Source organism: Sphingosinithalassobacter tenebrarum, assembly GCF_011057975.1.
GTDB lineage: Bacteria > Pseudomonadota > Alphaproteobacteria > Sphingomonadales > Sphingomonadaceae > Sphingomonas > Sphingomonas tenebrarum.
In genome coordinates, this window is sequence record NZ_CP049109.1 from 2674508 (window position 1) to 2692688 (window position 18181).

At 65.3% G+C, this 18181-nt stretch carries 16 protein-coding genes; 6 read left to right on the forward strand and 10 right to left on the reverse strand.

Features of this window, described 5'->3' with window-relative positions:
- Positions 1–19: 19 nt before the first annotated feature.
- Both G5C33_RS13260 and G5C33_RS13265 read right to left on the reverse strand, forming a co-directional pair.
- Positions 20–841, reverse strand: coding sequence for a sulfite exporter TauE/SafE family protein (locus G5C33_RS13260; protein ID WP_165327653.1), 822 nt, complete (start codon positions 839–841; stop codon positions 20–22).
- Between the two features lie 264 nt (positions 842–1105).
- Entirely contained in the window at positions 1106–2689 is a 1584-nt protein-coding gene (locus tag G5C33_RS13265) for a methyl-accepting chemotaxis protein (RefSeq protein WP_206518563.1), read from the reverse strand.
- Between the two features lie 208 nt (positions 2690–2897).
- Between G5C33_RS13265 and G5C33_RS13270 the strand changes: the two genes are divergently transcribed.
- From G5C33_RS13270 to G5C33_RS13285, 4 genes are all read left to right on the forward strand, one after another.
- On the forward strand, positions 2898–4487 hold the full coding sequence (locus G5C33_RS13270) for a class II 3-deoxy-7-phosphoheptulonate synthase (protein ID WP_165327655.1): 1590 nt from the start codon (positions 2898–2900) through the stop codon (positions 4485–4487).
- A 65-nt stretch (positions 4488–4552) separates the two neighbouring features.
- Positions 4553–4972, forward strand: a complete 420-nt coding sequence (locus G5C33_RS13275) for a DUF2946 family protein (protein WP_165327656.1) — start codon at positions 4553–4555, stop codon at positions 4970–4972.
- A gap of 95 nt (positions 4973–5067) precedes the next feature.
- A complete protein-coding gene (locus tag G5C33_RS13280; protein ID WP_206518564.1) occupies positions 5068–7218 on the forward strand; it encodes a TonB-dependent receptor in 2151 nt (716 codons plus the stop codon).
- Positions 7193–7897 carry an energy transducer TonB family protein gene (locus G5C33_RS13285; RefSeq protein ID WP_228275067.1) on the forward strand — a complete coding sequence of 235 codons (705 nt, stop codon included), beginning with the start codon at positions 7193–7195 and terminating at the stop codon, positions 7895–7897. Before G5C33_RS13280 ends, G5C33_RS13285 begins: the two co-directional genes overlap by 26 nt.
- A 9-nt stretch (positions 7898–7906) precedes the next feature.
- On the opposite strand, the gene G5C33_RS13290 is transcribed toward G5C33_RS13285, so the two are convergent.
- Positions 7907–8770, reverse strand: coding sequence for a helix-turn-helix transcriptional regulator (locus G5C33_RS13290; protein ID WP_165327657.1), 864 nt, complete (start codon positions 8768–8770; stop codon positions 7907–7909).
- A 147-nt stretch (positions 8771–8917) separates the two neighbouring features.
- Here G5C33_RS13290 and G5C33_RS13295 point away from each other — a divergent pair, with 147 nt between their 5' ends.
- Entirely contained in the window at positions 8918–10072 is a 1155-nt protein-coding gene (locus G5C33_RS13295) for a sulfotransferase family protein (protein WP_165327658.1), read from the forward strand.
- Positions 10069–11091 carry a hypothetical protein gene (locus G5C33_RS13300; protein WP_165327659.1) on the forward strand — a complete coding sequence of 341 codons (1023 nt, stop codon included), beginning with the start codon at positions 10069–10071 and terminating at the stop codon, positions 11089–11091. Before G5C33_RS13295 ends, G5C33_RS13300 begins: the two co-directional genes overlap by 4 nt.
- Positions 11092–11127: 36 nt before the next feature.
- On the opposite strand, the gene G5C33_RS13305 is transcribed toward G5C33_RS13300, so the two are convergent.
- From G5C33_RS13305 to G5C33_RS13335, 7 genes are all read right to left on the reverse strand, one after another.
- Complete coding sequence (locus G5C33_RS13305; protein ID WP_165327660.1) at positions 11128–11958, reverse strand: SDR family NAD(P)-dependent oxidoreductase; 831 nt, start codon at positions 11956–11958, stop codon at positions 11128–11130.
- Positions 11959–12087: 129 nt separating this feature from the next.
- Positions 12088–12954: an RDD family protein gene (locus G5C33_RS13310; RefSeq protein WP_165327661.1), complete on the reverse strand. Its 867-nt coding sequence runs from the start codon at positions 12952–12954 to the stop codon at positions 12088–12090.
- Positions 12951–13973: a stage II sporulation protein M gene (locus G5C33_RS13315; protein WP_165327662.1), complete on the reverse strand. Its 1023-nt coding sequence runs from the start codon at positions 13971–13973 to the stop codon at positions 12951–12953. The genes G5C33_RS13310 and G5C33_RS13315 overlap by 4 nt, the downstream gene beginning before the upstream one ends.
- Positions 13970–15283, reverse strand: coding sequence for a DUF58 domain-containing protein (locus G5C33_RS13320; protein ID WP_165327663.1), 1314 nt, complete (start codon positions 15281–15283; stop codon positions 13970–13972). Before G5C33_RS13320 ends, G5C33_RS13315 begins: the two co-directional genes overlap by 4 nt.
- Positions 15280–16236, reverse strand: a complete 957-nt coding sequence (locus tag G5C33_RS13325) for an AAA family ATPase (protein ID WP_165327664.1) — start codon at positions 16234–16236, stop codon at positions 15280–15282. The genes G5C33_RS13320 and G5C33_RS13325 overlap by 4 nt, the downstream gene beginning before the upstream one ends.
- Positions 16226–17470, reverse strand: a complete 1245-nt coding sequence (locus G5C33_RS13330) for a hypothetical protein (RefSeq protein WP_165327665.1) — start codon at positions 17468–17470, stop codon at positions 16226–16228. The genes G5C33_RS13325 and G5C33_RS13330 overlap by 11 nt, the downstream gene beginning before the upstream one ends.
- The gene (locus tag G5C33_RS13335; RefSeq protein ID WP_165327666.1) at positions 17467–18165 is read right to left on the reverse strand and encodes a DUF4129 domain-containing protein; all 699 of its coding nucleotides are present in this window, start codon (positions 18163–18165) and stop codon (positions 17467–17469) included. Before G5C33_RS13335 ends, G5C33_RS13330 begins: the two co-directional genes overlap by 4 nt.
- Positions 18166–18181: the final 16 nt, after the last annotated feature.

Below are 18181 nucleotides of genomic sequence, written 5' to 3' on the forward strand. Positions count from 1 at the left end.
TCCAGAATCAGGTCGATATTCACCCCAGTCCGTTGCGGACCATCAATCCGCCGATGACGAGAAGATACACGCCGAATATCCGCCGCAGCAGCACCGGGCTCAGCCAATGCGCCGCCGCTACGCCCCAGGGCGCCGAAAGCACCGACATCGCCATGATCGCCGCTGCCGCGGGAATGTTGACATAGCCCAGCGATCCGACCGGAAGGCCGTGCGCGCCCCAGCCGGTCACGATGAAGCCCAGCGCGCCGGGGATGGCAATGATCGTTCCGACCCCGGAAGCCGTGGCGATGGCGCGATGGATCGACTTGCCGTGAAGCGTCATCACGATGATCGAGGGCGTCCCGCCGCCAATGCCCAGCAGCGATGAAAAGGCGCCGATCCCACCCGCGATTCCGATCCGCGCGACACCGCCCGGCATCGCTTCGGCGACTTGCCGTCCGGCGAGCAGGGGAAAGAGGAAATGCAGCCCCATCAGCAGCATCCCGGCCCCGAAAATCACCGTCAGCCCGTCGCCCGAAACCCAGGCCGCGAGCACCACGCCGATTCCTACGCCCAGTACGACCCAGGGCGCCCAGCTCCTGAGCAGCGCGAAATCGACTGCGTCGCGTTTGGCATGGGAGGTTACCGAGCGGATCGACGTCGCCACGATCGTCGCCAGCGACGTGCCGACCGCAACATGCATCAATTCCGCCTTGCTCGCCCCCAGCAATGGCAGCACCGCGACCAATGCCGGAACAACCACGAAGCCCCCGCCGATTCCGAACAATCCGCCCGCGAAGCCCGCAGCCAGTCCGGCGGCGAGCATGGCGACCATCGGCACGATCCATTCGGAGAGGATCATCGGGCAGATGCCCGGGCGAAGGAAATGCCGGCCTGAAGATTGTCCGGCCGGATCGGAAACATGCAACGCAGACGAACGGGCGTGGGCAAGCGACAACGCTCCCTGACGGAGTTACGACATCCCTCCTGCGCCCGCCGGTCCGGTTCCGCTTTGGCTCCCGCCGGCGTTGTGACGGCATGGTGCGGCCGTTGCCGCGCGGTTACAAGCCCCGGGAAATATAATTGCCGAACCGGATACGGTTTGTTGCGCGGATGCGCAGCGTCGTCAGGCCGCGTTGAGCCGCTTCACGAAATCGTCGGAGGCGGTTTCGAGCATTCCCGCGGTACGGGCGAGTTCCGCCGCGGATTGCGAAACCTGACTGGAAAGCAACGCAGTCCGGCGCGCGCCGCTAACGATGCCGTTCATTCGATCAGCGGCACTGGCTGTGCCGGCGGCCGCATCTCCCGCGCTGCCGTCGATCGCGCGGGCGGTCTCGCGCTGGTTGTCGACCGCGGTGCGGATCGCCGCTGCGGCATAGGACATTTGCGACACCATCGCAGCGATTTCGCCGAGGGCGCCGCGTGCTTCGTGGGCGCCCCCCTGCGCGCGTTGCGCGAGTGCCTGGATCTCTTCGGTCGCCCCGGAAGCCTGCCGGGCGAGTTGCTTGACTTCATGCGCGACGACGGCGAACCCCTGCCCCGCCTCACCGGCCCGGGCGGCTTCGATCGTCGCGTTGAGCGCGAGCAGATTGGTGCGCGAGGCGATCTCGTGAATCGATCCTGCAAAGCCGGCAATCGCCTGGGTATGCTGGCCGAGCGACGCCATCACCGTACTGCCGCTCTGGGAAAGCTCCCGCGCCTGTTCGGTCGCGTCCGCCTGTTGTTCGACGCTGCTCGCGATATGCGCGATCGAAGCACTGAGTTCGCGAATACGTGCCGCCAGCATGTCTGCGCCATCGGACGATTGCGCAATCATCGCGGCGGTCTCGGCGGTTTCCCGGCTCGTCGCTTCGGCCACTTCGTTGAGCGAACCGGCGAAATGATCCAGTTCCTCGGAAGCGTTCTTCACCGCATCCACCGCGTCGGCGACCAGCGCCTGGAAGGAGGAGACAAGCGCCATCATTTCGCTGCGCCGCACCTCCCCGTTACGGCGCTGTTCGCTTTCATAGCGACCGCGCGCTTCGGCTGCCGATGCCTGTGCTGCGCGCATCTCTATGACAGCCTGCTCGACTTCGCGCGCGCGCCGTTCGGCCTCGATCGCGAGTTCATCGGCCTGTCGGGCATTCTTGTCCGCCTCGAGGCGCATCCGCGCCTGCTGCGTGATCGCACCGCCCGCGACGATGGCCAATTGGCACAGCACCAGCCCGGTCAGGCCGATACCGGCAATGTGCACCAGCAACTCCACGAGGAGAAATCCGGGTTTGTATGCGATTGCGGGAAAGAAGGTGTAGGTGACGATCTGATAGGCGACAACCGCAAGCGTCGAGAGTGCAACGGCGCGCCAGTCATAGAGGCGCACCATCGCACCGAGCCCCACCAGGAACAGCAAATGTACGCTTTCCTGAGCCCCGTGCCCTTCGAACATCGCGACGAACAACATCGTATAACCGACGCTGACCATCGCCAATATGGCTCGCAGCATGCGGCTGTCGCCGCGGCGGTGGAACAGGAATGTCGGAATTGCGCTCGCCGCTGCATAAATGACGACAAAGGGAATGACGTTCGCGCTGCCTATCCACAGACCGAGCACCAGCATCCAGAAGGTTCCCAGCCACAGCCCCTGGATGAGCTGGTGGATGCCGCGAGCACGCAGCGTTGCAAGCGGTGTTGCTCCTTCGAGCGCCGCCTCCCCCGCGCCTCGTCTCACCACGGCACGCCTTTTTTCTCGTTGTTTCCCCAAGTCATGAACCCATAATAGGAAAACATCCCTAGTATTTGGTAATCACGGCCCGGTTGTTCGTTACCCGATAAGACCGGCACTGCGTCAGCGTCCGGGGCACCCTCGCTGGAGCCGCTTTCATCGAATTACTCAAAAGGGGTTGCGCTGCTTTACCCCCTGCGAGTAAAGCGCTCCTCCCATGACGACACTCGCTGGCTACAAGATTCGGAAATTCCGCGAAGAACGCGCGCTCACCCGCGCAGCGTTCGGCGCCTGGTATGACGCACCGGGCTCCACCGTTCAGGGCTGGGAGGAGCATGGCAAACGCGCCAGCCGCGCCGTCGTCAACCAGATCGCCGCCAACGGCATCGCCCATCACGCCGATTGGTTCGTCCCCTATCGTCCCGGAGAGGACGCCATGAACAAATGGACCCCCGAAAGCTGGAAGTCGCACGAGGCGCGCCAGCTGCCCGAATATCCCGACGCCGAAGCGCTGAGCGCCGCGACCGGCCAGCTCGCCAGCTTCCCGCCGCTCGTTTTCGCCGGCGAGGCGCGGCAGCTGACCGAGGAACTGGCGCGCGTCGCCGAGGGCAAGGCGTTCCTGCTCCAGGGCGGCGACTGCGCCGAAAGCTTCGCCGAGTTTCACCCCAACAATATCCGCGACACCTTCCGCGTCATCCTTCAGATGGCGGTGGTGCTCACCTTCGCGTCAAAGCTCCCGACGGTGAAGGTGGGCCGCATGGCCGGGCAGTTCGCCAAGCCGCGCTCGGCTCCCACGGAGACGATCGGCGGGGTCGAGCTGCCCAGCTATCGCGGAGACATCATCAACGGAAGTGCCTTCACGCCGGAAGCGCGCATCCCCGATCCGCAGCGGATGCTGCAGGGCTACAGCCAGTCGGCCGCGACGCTCAACCTGCTGCGCGCCTTCGCGCAGGGCGGATACGCCAATCTCCAGCAGGTCCATAAATGGACGCTCGATTTCATGGGCCGCAGCCCCTGGGCCGCGCGATTCAGCGACGTCGCCGACCGGATTGGCGAAGCGCTCGACTTCATGGAAGCGTGCGGCATCGACGCCGACAGCGTGCCCCAGCTCAAGGCGACCGATTTCTATACGAGCCACGAGGCGCTGCTGCTCCCCTATGAGCAGGCGCTCACCCGCGAGGACAGCCTGACCGGGCAATGGTACGACACCAGCGCGCACATGCTCTGGATCGGCGACCGCACGCGGTTCGAGGGATCGGCGCATGTCGAATATCTGCGCGGCATCGGCAATCCGATCGGGATGAAATGCGGCCCGAGCCTCGAGCCCGACGAACTGCTGCGCCTGCTCGACACGCTGAACCCCGCGCGCATCCCCGGCCGCATCACGCTGATCACCCGCTACGGGCATGAGAAGATCGAGGACGGGCTGCCCAGGCTGGTCCGCGCGGTGAAGCGCGAGGGCCATCCGGTGGTGTGGAGCTGCGACCCGATGCACGGCAACGTCATCAAGGCCGCCAACGGCTACAAGACACGGCCCTTCGACCGCATCCTCGCCGAAGTGCGCGGTTTCTTCGCCGTCCACCGCGCCGAAGGAACGTTCGGCGGCGGCATCCATTGCGAGATGACCGGGCAGGACGTCACCGAATGCACCGGCGGCATGATCGACATCGGCGAGGCCGATCTCGAAGCCCGCTACCACACCCATTGCGACCCGCGGTTGAACGCGGGGCAGAGCATCGAACTGGCGTTCCTGCTTGCGGAAATGCTCAACGAAGAAATGGCGGAGCGCCGGAAAGTGGCGGCGTGAAACCGACAGGCACCGGTACAATAGATATTGCACCGGTTTGGCCCGGGCCCTAGCGACATGATCCGATGGGCATCGACCATATCCGAACCGGACTGATCGGCCGCGTGCTGCGGGTGCTCGCCTTTGCGGCGATCGCGCTCACGGCCGTCGTGCCGCCGGGGTTCATGCCGGCGCGGGCAGCCGACAACAGCATGGTCATTTCGATCTGTACCGGCACGGGCCCGGTGACCAGAGTGCTGACGATCGAGGAAGCCAAGCGCTTCGGACATTCGCCGGATGATCAGGGCCAGCGCGACCCGCGCGAGAACTGCCCCTTTGCCGGGCATCAGGCGCCGCAGCAGCTGCCCGATCTGATCTCGCCGCCGGCGCCGAGCATCGCCTATGTTGCGTACACGCCCGCCCCGCTGACCGATTTCGTCCGGCCGGGCACCGGCCTGTCGGCCCCGCCGCCACCGAGCCACGCGCCACCCCTGCACACCGTCTGAAACTTCCTCGCGCGTGCGGCCGATCACGGTCGTGCGCCATTTTTCGGATCGCGCCCGCGGATCACTGCGGCGCGCATGCAGATGAGTGACTATCCATGACGACCATTCCCACGCGCCGCCGCGTCGCGGCGCTGCGCCTTGCGCTGATTTCCGGCGCGGCGATGCTTGCCCTTCCCGCTTATGCGCAAGAGGCGACCGCCCTGCCCCCGGTGCAGATCAGCTCTGACCCGACAAGCGGCACGACGCTGGACCGTAGCGAAATCGAGCGCAGTTCCGCGCGCAGCAGCGACACTGCCGAAACCATCACTCGCATCCCGGGCGTCGATGCATTCGGCGCGGGCGGCGTATCCAGCCTTCCCACGATACGCGGGCTCGATAGCGGGCGAGTATCGATCCTGGTCGATGGCGTCAGCATCGACGAGGTCTGCCCCAACAACATGAACCCGCCGCTGTCCTATACCCACCCGCAGACAGTGGAGAGCGTTTCGGTGCTGACCGGCGTGACGCCCGTCAGCATGGGCGGCGACAGCATCGGCGGCGCCATATCGGTGAACACCGCCGATCCGCAATTCGCGGGGCCGGATGGGACGCTGGTCACGGGCCGCGCATCGGCTTTCTATCGTTCGAACGGCGATGATTTCGGCGGCGCGGCGAATGTGACGGTCGCCACCGACAGTATCAGCCTGACCTATGACGGCAGCTATACCCAGTCGGAAAACCATGAAGGCGGCGGCAATGCCGGCATCGTCCGGTCGAGCGAATATGCCAAGACCGATCACAGCCTGACCTTCGGCGCACTTACAGGCCTGGGCCTGTTCACGCTGCGCGGCGGCATCCAGCGCGCGCCGTACGAAGGCTTTCCCAACCAATATATGGACATGACCGACAACAGGTCCTGGTTCCTCAATGGCCGCTATCAAGGCTATTTCGGCTGGGGCGATGTCGATCTGGCGGTCCACTATCGCGATACCGACCACGAGATGAATTTCCTCGACGACAAGGGCGGGACCGCCTCGGGCGGCATGCCGATGCTCGGCGAAGGCCATACGGCGGGATACCGGCTCGGCGTCTCGCTCCCGGTGTCCAGCCGCGGCACGATCCGGCTCGGCAGCGAATTTCACCATCAGTGGCTCACCGAATGGTGGCCGCCGGTGCCGGGCAACATGATGATGGGGCCGAACAGCTTCATCAACATCAACGACGCCAATCGCGATCGTCTGGGCAGCTATGCCGAATGGGAGGCGCAGTGGAGCGATGCGCTCAGCACCACCATCGGGCTGCGCAACGATCAGCTGTGGATGAACACCGGGGACGTTGCCCCCTATGGCACCGGCATGATGCAGATGGCGGATGTTGCGGCAGCCGCGGCGTTCAACGCCGCCGACCGCGAGCGGCACGACAGCAACTGGAGCGGATCGGCGCTGCTCGAATGGGATGCCGCCAAGGGCTTCGCGTTCGAACTTGGCTATGCGCACAAGGTGCGTTCACCCAATCTCTACGAACGCTATGCCTGGGGGCGCGGATCGATGGCGAGCCGGATGATCGGCTGGTTCGGTGACGGCAATGGCTATGTCGGCAATCTCAACCTCGATCCAGAGCGCGCCGATACGGTGAGCGCGGCGGTGACGTTCAGCGGCGCGGGCGACATGCCGTGGTCGCTGCGCATCTCGCCCTATTACACGCATGTCGCCGACTATATCGATGTGGTGAAGCTTGCCGAACTGACCGACATGATGGGCATGCCGACCGGCTTCGTGCAGTTGCAATTCGCCAATCGCGAGGCGCGCTTCTATGGGCTGGACGTGTCGGGGGCCGTCGAATTGCTGCGCACTGATGCGGGAAGCCGCCTGACGCTCGATGCAAGCGCGAGCTGGCTGCATGGCGACAACCTCGCCGATGACGACCCGCTCTATCACCAGATGCCGTTCAACGCGTCGCTCGGCCTGCACTACGCTGGCGACAACGGGTTCGACGGGCATCTGGAACTGCAGGCGGTGGCCGACAAGAACCGTGTGGACCTCACACGCAACGAGCCGCCGACCGACGGCTATGTCCTCGCCAATATCGGCGCCGGCTATACCGTCGACGGGTTCCGGCTTGGCATCGATGTGAGCAACCTGTTCGACAGCGAATATGCGCTGCCGCTCGGAGGCGTATCGCTTGGCGACTTCAAGGCGACGGGCACGCTGCGTCCGGTGCCAGGTCGCGGGCGGAGCTTCAATGTCTCGCTCAGCAAGTCCTTCTGATCGGCACGGACCCGGGGACGGCTATCGTCCCCCGGCCGGCCAGCGCTGGTTCGGCACGGGCGGCGCGGTGATGGTCACCGCGTCGCTTGCGTCGCTGCTGGCGCTCGCCGGTCCGCCGCGCTTCGAGCAGATCGAGCAGCCAGTGCTCCGCGTTTTCACGGCCGAACCCCAGCGTCGGTCCGAGCCGAAACAGCCGCCAAAGGAACGCCCGCGCCGAACCGAAGCGGCGCCCCGCCCCGCGACACCGCTTTCCGAGCCCGTCCCGGCCGACGTGCCACGAAGGACCGCCGCGCCGTCGCCCCCGCCAACCCCGGCTCCCGCCCTTGCGGCACCGAAACTCCCCGATGCAAGACCGGTGCAAGTCACGCCACCGCTCCCCTCGCCCAGCGCTGCGCCAGCCAACACCGATGCGCTGCGTGACCGCTACAGCGCCGCGCTGTGGCGTCATATCGATGCGCGCCTACCGCGCGGTATCCGCATGCGCGGCGAGGTGCGCGTTGGCTTTACCGTTACCCGTTCGGGCAGTGTCCAGGATATCGCAATCGATACGAGCAGCGGCAATCCGATGCTCGACCGGCTGGCGCTGCGCACGCTAAACCGCGCCGGGCCGATGCCACCGCCGCCCGCAGAACTGGGAGATGGCCCGTTACGCTTCACCATCACGATCGCATTCGACTGACAGCGACGTTCAGTCGGCGGCGGCGCGCGCCCGAAATTCCTTCGGCGAACACCCCATTTCGCGACGAAAGGCAGTCGCGAAATTGCTCGGTGCGCCATATCCCGCTTCGGCTGCCGCCTGTTTGACGCTCGCCCCGTTGCGCAGCATCGCACAGGCATGCGCGATCCGCTCAGCGGCGATATGCGCGGCGAGCGTTTCGCCGCGCGTTTCGTGAAATGCCCGGCTGAGCTGGCGAGTCGAAAGCCCGCAGGCCGCCGCGATCCGCGCGACACTGGCTCCGCCGGGATCGCGCGCGATTTCCTGCTCCACGATCGCCAGCCGCCGCGGTGTCAGGCCGCCGGAAACGCTATCATCGGAGACACCGCGAATAATGCGCCCCAGCTCGACACAGGCCTGCGTTACCAGCGCGTCGATCAGGATCCGGCCGGCGAAACCAGGCGATTCCAGCTCCGCCGCGACGCGATAGAGCAGGCGGCGAAGCTCTCCGCTGGCAATGTCCAGACCGCGCGTGAGCCGCTGACCGGTCCATTCGAAATCCTGGCCGAGCCACCGCGCCGCACCGGCCGTATCGAGTCGGCAGACAAGCGCGCGCTGTTCGCGGCAATTGCCGATAATGTCGACATCGGCATGCGCCGGCAGCAGGAACAGCTCGCCCAGCGGAGAGAAGCGCCCCGCATGGCGCTCGCCAGCTGCCCGGTTGCGCGCTGCGCCGTTCGCGGGGAGCATCGATAACTGGAGATGGTGGCAATCGTTGCTTTCGCCGCGCACGTCGATCGGCGCAGTGAACCGCTCGCGCACCAGGGCGACTTCGCCCGCAGCGCAATCGATGCGCGCGTCGATCGTCCGGTGCACCTGCATGGGGGCCAGGGGCATGGCAGGCATCCTCTTATCCCGGATCTTCGTCCGGCTTTTGTCCTGCGGTCACAGCAAAGGCCGAAAGCCATAGGGCGCCCTGCTTGCCGCTCCCCGCATCCTTCCGCAAACCGAAGCCGATGACAAGAATGGCGGACGGAGAGAAACATGGACCGCGCCGCGCAACTGCTGGAAAAGGCGAAACAAGCCGCCGGCTGCGATGATTTCGGTGATGACGGATTTCGCGAGGGGCTGGATCGCCTGCTTCACGCGCTCGACACCGAGGCGCGGCTCAACGCGCGCGGCCGGATGGGCATGGAGTTCCAGATCGTCGATATCCTGACAAAGCGGTTGCAGGTGGTCGACTGGTATGTCCGCCACCCGGAAACCGAGGACCAGGAGATCGTCGCTCCGCTGATCGGGCTAGGCCTGCCGCGCACCGCCTCGACGGCGCTCGCCTGCATGCTGGGCGAAGACGGGACCACGCGATCGCTGCGCACCTGGGAAAGCATGGCCCCCTGCCCGCCGCCCGATCCGGCGACCGAAATGAACGACCCGCGACTGGCACAGGCGGAAGCGGCGATGGCGCGGCGCGCGAAAGCCCACCCGCGCCTCACGGCGATGCTGCCGACAACCGCTACCTCGCCCACCGAATGCCAGCTGTTCATGGCGCACGACTTCAAATCGCAGATGTTCGAGGCCTTCGTCCATGTGCCGGGCTACATCCGCTGGCTGATCCATGAGGCGGACCTCGTTCCGACCTACGCCCATGTGAAGCGCGTGCTCAAACTGCTGCAATATCACGGGCCGGTGCGGCCCTGGCGGCTCAAAAACCCCTCGCACAGCCTGTTCATCGACGCGCTGAACCAGGTCTTTCCCGACGCGCGTTTCGTGATGACGCACCGCCCGCCCCAGGATGTGATACCCTCGGTCTCCGACCTGCATCTCGAATATCATGGCAGCTTCACCGACGATATAGACCGGCACGCAATCGGCGCGGGCGTGGTCGATTTCTGCGAAACCGCGATGGAGCGGATGATCGCATTCCGCGATGCCGGACAGGATCACCGTTTCTGCGACATCCACTTCGCCGATTTCCAGGCCGATCCGATGCGCGAGATCGCGCGGCTCTACGCCTTTTTGGGCGAGGAACTGACCGCGGAAACACGCGCGGCGATGCTGGCATGGCGCGCGGCGCAACCGATCGAAGCCGCGCAATATGACCGGACCGACCCTGCCGAATTCGGCCTCGATCGCGACGCGATCGCGCAACGCTTCGCCTTCTATACCAATCGTTTCGCGCCGGAGGGGCAAGCCGCATGACCGACCACCCTATGGCCTCGGGCCTGACTGCCGAACACGAACGCTTCTTCGTCGCATGCCCGGCGGACCCGGAAATGCGCGAGAGCTTCTCCTTCTGGTTCTTCGACGATGAAGGCCGGTTCGGATTTCCCCGCATCGGCATCGAGCGGGAGGCGACCAACTGGGCCAATCCGCGCGTCCAGTGCAATGTCACCGCACCGGGCGGAATCGTGATGAACGGCGCGGGACGCGACAGCGCCAATGAAGGCGGCGCTGATACGCTGAGCGCCGGCCCGCTCGAATTTCGCTGTATCGAACCCTTGCGCCGCTGGCGCGTCCGCTGGAACCGCGACGTGACGGTTGGCACGATCGAACAACAGATCACCAACACGCTCGACTCCGCCAGGCGCAAGGCGCTGGCATGGGAAATCGAGCTGGAAATGGCGGCGCCGGCATGGGTGCAGGACAACAGCCCCGAAAAGGTCGCTCAGATGGCCGAGCGCGAGGCGCGCGAAGCCGCGGCGATGGGCGTCGGCTGGCGGCTGGAGCAGCTGGTGCGCGGCACCGGCTGGATCACCTTCGACGGCGAGACGCATCAGTTTTCCGGGCGCGGCATCCGCATCAAGCGGCAGAGCGTCCGCCCGCTCGAGGGGTTTCGCGGCCATTGCTGGCAATCGGCGCTATTCCCGGACGGGCGCGGCTTCGGATACATCGCCTATCCGCCGCATGAGGACGGGTCGATGTTCAATCAGGCCTATGTGTTCGACGGCGAGCGGTTGCACCCGGCCAAGGCGACCGTGATTCCCTGGCTGCGACGGATCACGGCCGAGGGAGACGATGTCAGCCTCGAACTCGAATCCGCGCTGGGCACGATGCGCGTCGAAGCCGGCACCCGCTTCTCCACCTTCCGCGTCGGCAATCCCGATATCGGCGGGCTCAACCTGCATCAGGGCGGCGCCGAATATCGCTTCGAGGGCATGCGCGCCTTCGGCATGATCGAGCGATCGGCGCATGAGAGCCTGACCGCGATCGAAGTCTGAGAGATGACGGGGCGGCGCGCGCCGCCCCTGCCCGGCTTACCAGTGAAAGTTGGTGCCGCCGTCGACGTTGATGTTGGCGCCGCTCATATAGCTGTTCGCCTTCGACCCCATGAAGGTCAGCACGCGGGCATATTCGTCGGTATAGCCATAGCGGTTGGTCCATACCGAATCCTCGGCGCCGAAATGCAGCTTGCTGAGCTTGAAGGCATCCTGCGGGCTCTTCGGATCGAGGCCGTATTTCTCGAAATAGCCATTCATGATCTCGCCCCAGTTGCCGCTTTCGACCATGATCGCACCCGGCGACATGACGTTGACGAGGATATTGTCCTCGCCCAGCTCGCGCGCCATCGCCTGGCTCCAGCTGTTGAGCGCCGATTTGACCATGTTGTAGACATGCAGCATCGGCTGCGGTTTGGTGGTCGAGATCGACGAGACGTTGACGATCCGGCCCCAGTCGGCCTTGCGCAGCAGCGGCAGCGCCGCGCGCGTGGTGCGGACATAGCCGAGCGTGATCCGGTTATACGCCTCGAGATACAGCTCCTCATCGTCGAACTTGGCGAAGGCACCATGCGTGCCGACCGAATTGGCGGCATTGTTGATGAGGACGTTGAGGCTGCCGAATTTCTCGCCGATCGTCGCGAACGCAGCCTTCACCGCGTCGCCATCGGTCATGTCGCACTGGCTGGTCAGCACCTCGCCGCTGCCCAGCTCGCGACAGGCGGTCGCGGATTTTTCCAGGCTCTTTTCCGATCGCGCGAGCAGCGCGACATTGGCGCCCTCCTGTGCGAAACGCTTCGCGGTCGCCTTGCCGATACCGCGCGAAGCGCCGACGATGCACACATTGGCGCCGGCCAGTCCCAGATCCATTTCCAATCCTCTCTATCAAAATCGTTGGAGGATATTGGAACAGCTAACGGAACACCGCTCAATCGCGGCGAGCTATGCGCGGATGCCATTGCTGTGGATTGGCGCCACATTCGCGGGGGACGAGCGCAGTCACGACCGGACCGGCGTCGATTTGTCCTCGCGCCGTCGTCCCAGCATCGCCCCGCGCTCCAGTCGCGCGCAGAGCGCCGCATAATAGTCCGACAGAAAACCGTAGTCATCGCCATCATCGGGCAGCCCGGCCTTGGTGCGGATCGAATCGGCGACGACGGCGACGGCATCGACACTGCCCCGCCGCAGCACGTCCTCAAGCGTCTGCAACTCGTAAACGCCGTAGAGTTCGAGCGTCGCTTCGGGAAAGACGCGCCGCTGCCGCTCGCCCGTGTCGCGTCCCAGGTCCTCGCTGAGGTCGCGCTGCACCTGCCGCACGACCCAGGTTCCGGCCAGCATGTCACCGACACGCAGCCGATCCCGGTTGAGCAACGGGAAGAACAGGAAAATGAACGTCCAGCCGACGCCAAGCAGCACGATCAGCGCATCCACCTGACTGCTTCGCGCATCCATAGCCAGGAAAGTCAGCGGCAGGAATATCTCGATCTCGCGCATTGCATTACGCACGAATACCGCCCCGCCGGTGAGCCGCGCGCCGTCGCGTGCCACCACCCGCAGCTTGACGATACGCTTGCCCGGCGTCGCGCCCCGGCCCGACAATTCGAACAGTGTGAACCATGCGTTCCGCAGAACGAAAAAGCCGAGCAACCAAATGATCATCAACGCCGATCCGGCGGTTTCACCGGCCGCGCGCGCCATGATCCCGAGCAGGATGGTCGCGCCGATCAGGATCGCGAGGATGATCACGACATCGATCAGAAACGCAGCCGCACGATCGCCCGCGCCGGCCAAGTCGAGGCCGAGATCGACTCCCTCCGGCGTCACGAAATGCCGTCGGGTCGAACGTGCTTGCCGCGCGCTCCTCATGGCGTCCGCTCACGATTCGGCCGAGGAAGATAGAAATATATCAGCCAGCCGAGCAGGATCGTGCCGCCGATGGCATAACGCAGCGCGTCACTTTGCACTGTCTGCCGCCCGATTCCTTCAAGCAGCCCTGCGGCAAGCAACATCACCACGACACCCGCCATCGCCAGGCCGCCCGTGCGCCCTGCCGCGACCGCCGAATCGAGCCGCCGCATCCGTCCGGGGAATGCCACCGCCAGCCCGATCCGAAATCCCGCGGCGCCCGCTATGGCGATGGCGAACAGCTCGGTCGTGCCGTGAATGAACAACCAGCCGCCGAGTGCCACTCCCAGCCCCTTGGGCACATAGATCGCGAAAAACGCACCCAGCATCAGCCCGTTATAAAGCATCAGAAACGCAGTCGGCACCGCAAAGGCGAAACCCAGCGCAAAGGCGAACAGCGCCACCTGCGAATTGTGCGTGAACAGGAATGTCGCGAACGTGGCGAGCGCACCCTCGCCATCGCCCGAGTAAAGCACTTCGCGCAGCACCTCCTGCGAAGCGGAAGGGTCGCGCCCCTGTGCCAGCGACTCCGGGACGATGCTGTAGAACCATGCGGGATCGTTGGTGACGAGCATATAGGCCGCCAGCGCGCCGAGCAGCATCAGCGCGACCGACACGATCGTCTCGCGCCAGAGCGACGCGACAGCAGCCGGCCAGCCGGTCGCGAAAAAGGCGCCGATCTGGCGCCAGCTGTCACCCGGTGCGCCGTAAATCTGGAAATAGGCACGGGTGCACAACTGCTCGAGATAGGCGACCAGCTCGCGATCGAGCGAGGTTTCACGCGCCACCGACAGCGACGAAAGCGCCGCGCGATAGAGCACCGGCAAGGCAAGCAGATCGTCGGCATCGACAACCCGGACGGACTTTTTCTCGATCCGCGTCACAATTTCGTCGAGCCGATACCATTCGACTTCATAGGCGGCGCGAAAGCGCGTGGCATTCACCACGGGCACAGGGGCGGAGGACATCGGTGCGCTCATAGCTGGTTCCTCCGCTTGAGATCGAGATAGGCCGCAACCAGCCGGTCGCCGACGCGATCATGCTCGCTCTCGACGACATGCGCGCCGAGATGCCGCAACCGAGTCAGCACCAGCAGCCGCTCCTTGAGCATCGCGCCGGCTGTAACCGCGCGGGTAATGTCGTCTGGCGTCTCCGGGCGCCGTTCCTCGATCGTCTCGAGCTCCTCGTCCCGCAGCACGACGACCAGCACCAGATGCGTGCGCAACAATCGTTGCGCCCCGCGCACCAGGAACTCGGCCGAGATCAGATCAGTGAACTCCGTGAACAGAACCACCATCGAGCGCCGCTGAAGCTGTCCGGCCAGCGTCGTCAGCGCGAAAGTGTAATTGGTCTCGTCGCCGCTGTAATCGATCCGCGCGGCCATCTTCTGGACTTCGCCGAAGCCGCGTGTTCCCGAGACGAATCCGCTCACCAGTCGCGGTCGGGAATCGAACGCGCTGATTGCCACGCGATCGCCGAGTTTCAGCGCCACCCACGCGCTGAGCAGCATTGCCGAAACCGCGCGGTCGACACGGGGAAGCCCGGCAACCGGTTCGCACATCTGGCGTCCAGCATCGACCGCGAAGACGATCTGACTGTTGCGTTCGGTATGATGTTCCTTGGCGTGCAGCTTGGTGTGGCGTGCCGACTGCTTCCAGTCGATCCGCCGCCGGTCCATGCCCGACTGATATTCGACCAGCGCGTCGAAATCGGTGCCATCGCCATTGTCCATCTGGCTGAGCAGCCCCTGCAGCGCGTGCCGCTGGAAAATCTGCGCGCCGCGTTCGCGCGCGGCTTCGAGATCGGGATGGATCGAGGCGCCCGACTCGCTGGCGATCCGGCGCTGTTTCCATACCAGGCCGAGCGGGCCGCGCCAGCGCAGCCATATCTGCGGGATCGTAACCGCGCCGCGCCGCAACGCCGCCAACTGGCGAACGCCGCGCCCACGGCCCTGTTCGAGCGGCACCGCAAGCGGCGCATCCGCGCCGTCGACGATATCGCTGACTTCAAGGCCTATTTGGGCGCTTTTCGGCGGTGCCATTCCGGCGATCTCGACATCGACGGAAATGGGAAACCGGCTACCCACCGAAATGGAAGTCGGCATGACGGCATGCGCGCTTCCGGCACGCACGCCCGGCCCGGCCAGCGCATCGGCCAGCGTCAGCAACAGCCCGGCAAGCGGCCAGGCAAGACCGGCATACCAGCGATCGGGCATGAATATGGCGAGCGCGAACGCAAGAGGGGCGCCCGCGGCGGTTACCAATATCGCTGCCCGGGTGGGATAGATCAACGCGGCGCCTCGATCGTCTCGATAATGCCGGTAAGCACGTCCTCCACCTGCCGTCCGTCGATTTCGGCGGCAGGCGACAGGATCAGGCGATGGCGCAGCAATGCCGGTGCCAGCGCCTTAACATCGTCGGGAATCACGAAATCGCGCCCCTGGAGCGCGGCGCGGGCACGCGCGGCCCCCGCCAGCATCGCGCCGGCACGCGGGCTGGCGCCGTTTTCGAGATCGGCGACACCACGCGTTTCACGAACCAGCGCGACGACATAATCGATGACTTCGTCGACCAGCTTGACTTGCCCCACGGCATCGACTGCGGCGGCGATGCGGTCGGCGTCCGCCCGGGCTTCGACGCCCCATTGCTCGGGCGACATCTTCACATCGTTGGCGCCGTGCGTGGCGATGATGCGCCGTTCTTCCTCGATCGGCGGATAATCGACGACCTGCTTGAACAGGAACCGATCGAGCTGCGCTTCGGGGAGCGGATACACGCCCTGCTGCTCGATCGGGTTCTGCGTCGCGATCACCGTGAAGCGCGGGCCGAGCGCCATCGTCTCGCCGTCAATCGTGACGGTGCGTTCCTGCATCGCCTCGAGCAGCGCGGCCTGGGTTTTGGGCGGCGTGCGGTTGATTTCGTCGGCAAGCAGGATCTCGGTGAAGACCGGCCCCCGGTTCAGCGCGAATTGCGACGTCTGGAAATTGAACAAGTTGGTACCGATGATGTCGCCCGGCATCAGATCGGGCGTGAACTGGATACGCCCGAAATCGAGCCCCAGCGCCTTTGCAAAGCTGCGCGCGAGCAGGGTCTTGGCAGTGCCCGGCGGCCCTTCGAGCAGGATATGGCCCCGCGCGAGCAGCGCCACCAGCATCAGGTCGACCGTTTCCTCCTGACCGACGACGGCCTTGGCCACTTCGTCACGGATCGCCGCGCCGAACGTCTGCACCGCTTCAATCGTCACTCAGCTTCTCCTGTTTCCAATCGTGCAGCGCGCGCGCCGCGGCAAGTAATTCGGTGTCGTTGCCGGCTGCATCCGCCACGTCGGCGAGCTCCGTGAAGCGCGCCTTGCCTTCCAGCCCGTCGAGATAGGCGTCGACTTCCACCGGAGCGAGACGCGACGACACGCCGAAGGTGCGGACGGCCTGGTCGCGAATGACCTGGGCATAGCGCCCGCCCATCTGGCGGGTCAGCCGCGCCTTGCGCACCAGCATCGCGCCGTTGTCGACCAGCGCCGCCTTGCCGAATGCAAGCGCACGCTGACGCCGCTGCGGCGCGCCGAACTGCCCGAAGGCGCGAAATCCGAGCAGGATGATGACCGCGACCAACGCCAGCGTCATCGCCAGAAACGGCGGATCGAAGGCGAGCCGCAGGATGCTCTTGGTCCCGCCGATCCCGTTCGAGACGACGTCGAAGCCGATCGATTCGGCATTGGTGGAATTCATCCAGTCGAGCAACGCCAGCGCGGAGGCGGCATTGGTCGCATCCTTCATACCCGTATTGTTGAGGAGATCGGGGTCCGACAGGATGAAGCGGCTGTCCTGAATCCCCAGGACAATGCCGCCCTCGCCATCGGTGATCAGCGGTTCCAGATTCTCGTAATAGTCATCGGAATAGGCCGATGCGGCAGTGATCACCTGCAGCTTCTCCGGGATAGTGAAGACGATGCCCCCGGGCAGGATGCCGTCGACATCGATCAGCTGCGCCGGCCGTTCCTCGTGCCGACGGATATCAAAATGGAAACGCGGCGCAAAAACGCCCTCGGGCTGCGCTTCGGGCAATAGTCCGCGGCTGTTGACCCATCCGCGATGCGCCTCGTCCGGCACGACATCCCATTTGGGCAGGATGTAAAGCGTCGGCCTGTAGCCTTCGCGAAACTCGCCGATCCTGCCGATGTCAGTCGCAGCGTTTTCGGGCGTGACGACGATCAGGTCCTCGCTTTCCCACAGCCGCTCCTCGCGCAGAATCTGCGGATTGCGGCCGGTGGCAGCCGCCAGTTGCACCAGCCCGCTGAACCCGGTCGCCCCCTTGGATAAGGCATGTCCCCCGACGCGGTTCTGCGAGCGCAGGTCCGGCGCATAGGCGCTGAGCACCGTGACGCCGACGAAGCCGACGATGCCGATCAACAGGATCAGGCCGACCGTAAGCGGGTTGAAGATGCCGCGACGCTCGCCCTTGTCGATTGCGATATCGCTCATGCGCGCCAGCTTTTCGTCAGCGCGAAGTCGGAATAGGCAGCGCGAGTCGCGGTCCACTCGGTTTCGGTAACCGGTCGCTCGCCGAAAAGGCTGCGCTCCACCGTAGCGACGATGCCGGAGAACAGTTCACGGGCACGCGCCGGAATCTCGTCGGTTGCGGCAAGGTCGCGGCTCGTCAGCGCGGGACGCACCAGCCGCGGGCGGCGGCGCTCGATATCCTCGATGCTCCGCCGCAGCAGATGGTGCACCGCTTCGCCGAAATCGCCCCGCGCGGCGAGCGCATCGGCTTCCTCGAGCCAGGCGCGCGCCGGGGCGGCCTCGGGCACCCAGCCTTCCTCGGGGTCAGCAGCGTCCGCCGTGTCGTGCCCCTTGCGGCGCCAGCCCCTGCCGCGCACCCATCGCACTACGAACCAGATCAGCGCCGCCAGGGCGACGACGATCAGCGTCCACAACAATATCCGCGCGAACGGCCAGTCTGGCATCATGCTGGTGATCCATCCCAGAAAGCGCGCGACCGGGCGGAACACGTCGATCACCCACTCGCCCAGATCGTGGAGCCATTGCGGCGGCTCGGGAGGCGGCGGCGCGGGCGTGAGATCGAACTGGGTAGTCGGATCCCCGCGCAATGCACGATAGGCAGCGTCGAATTGCGCGTCACTGGACACAGCGGCCTGCTGCGCATTGCCGACAGTCAATCCAACGCTCCCCCAA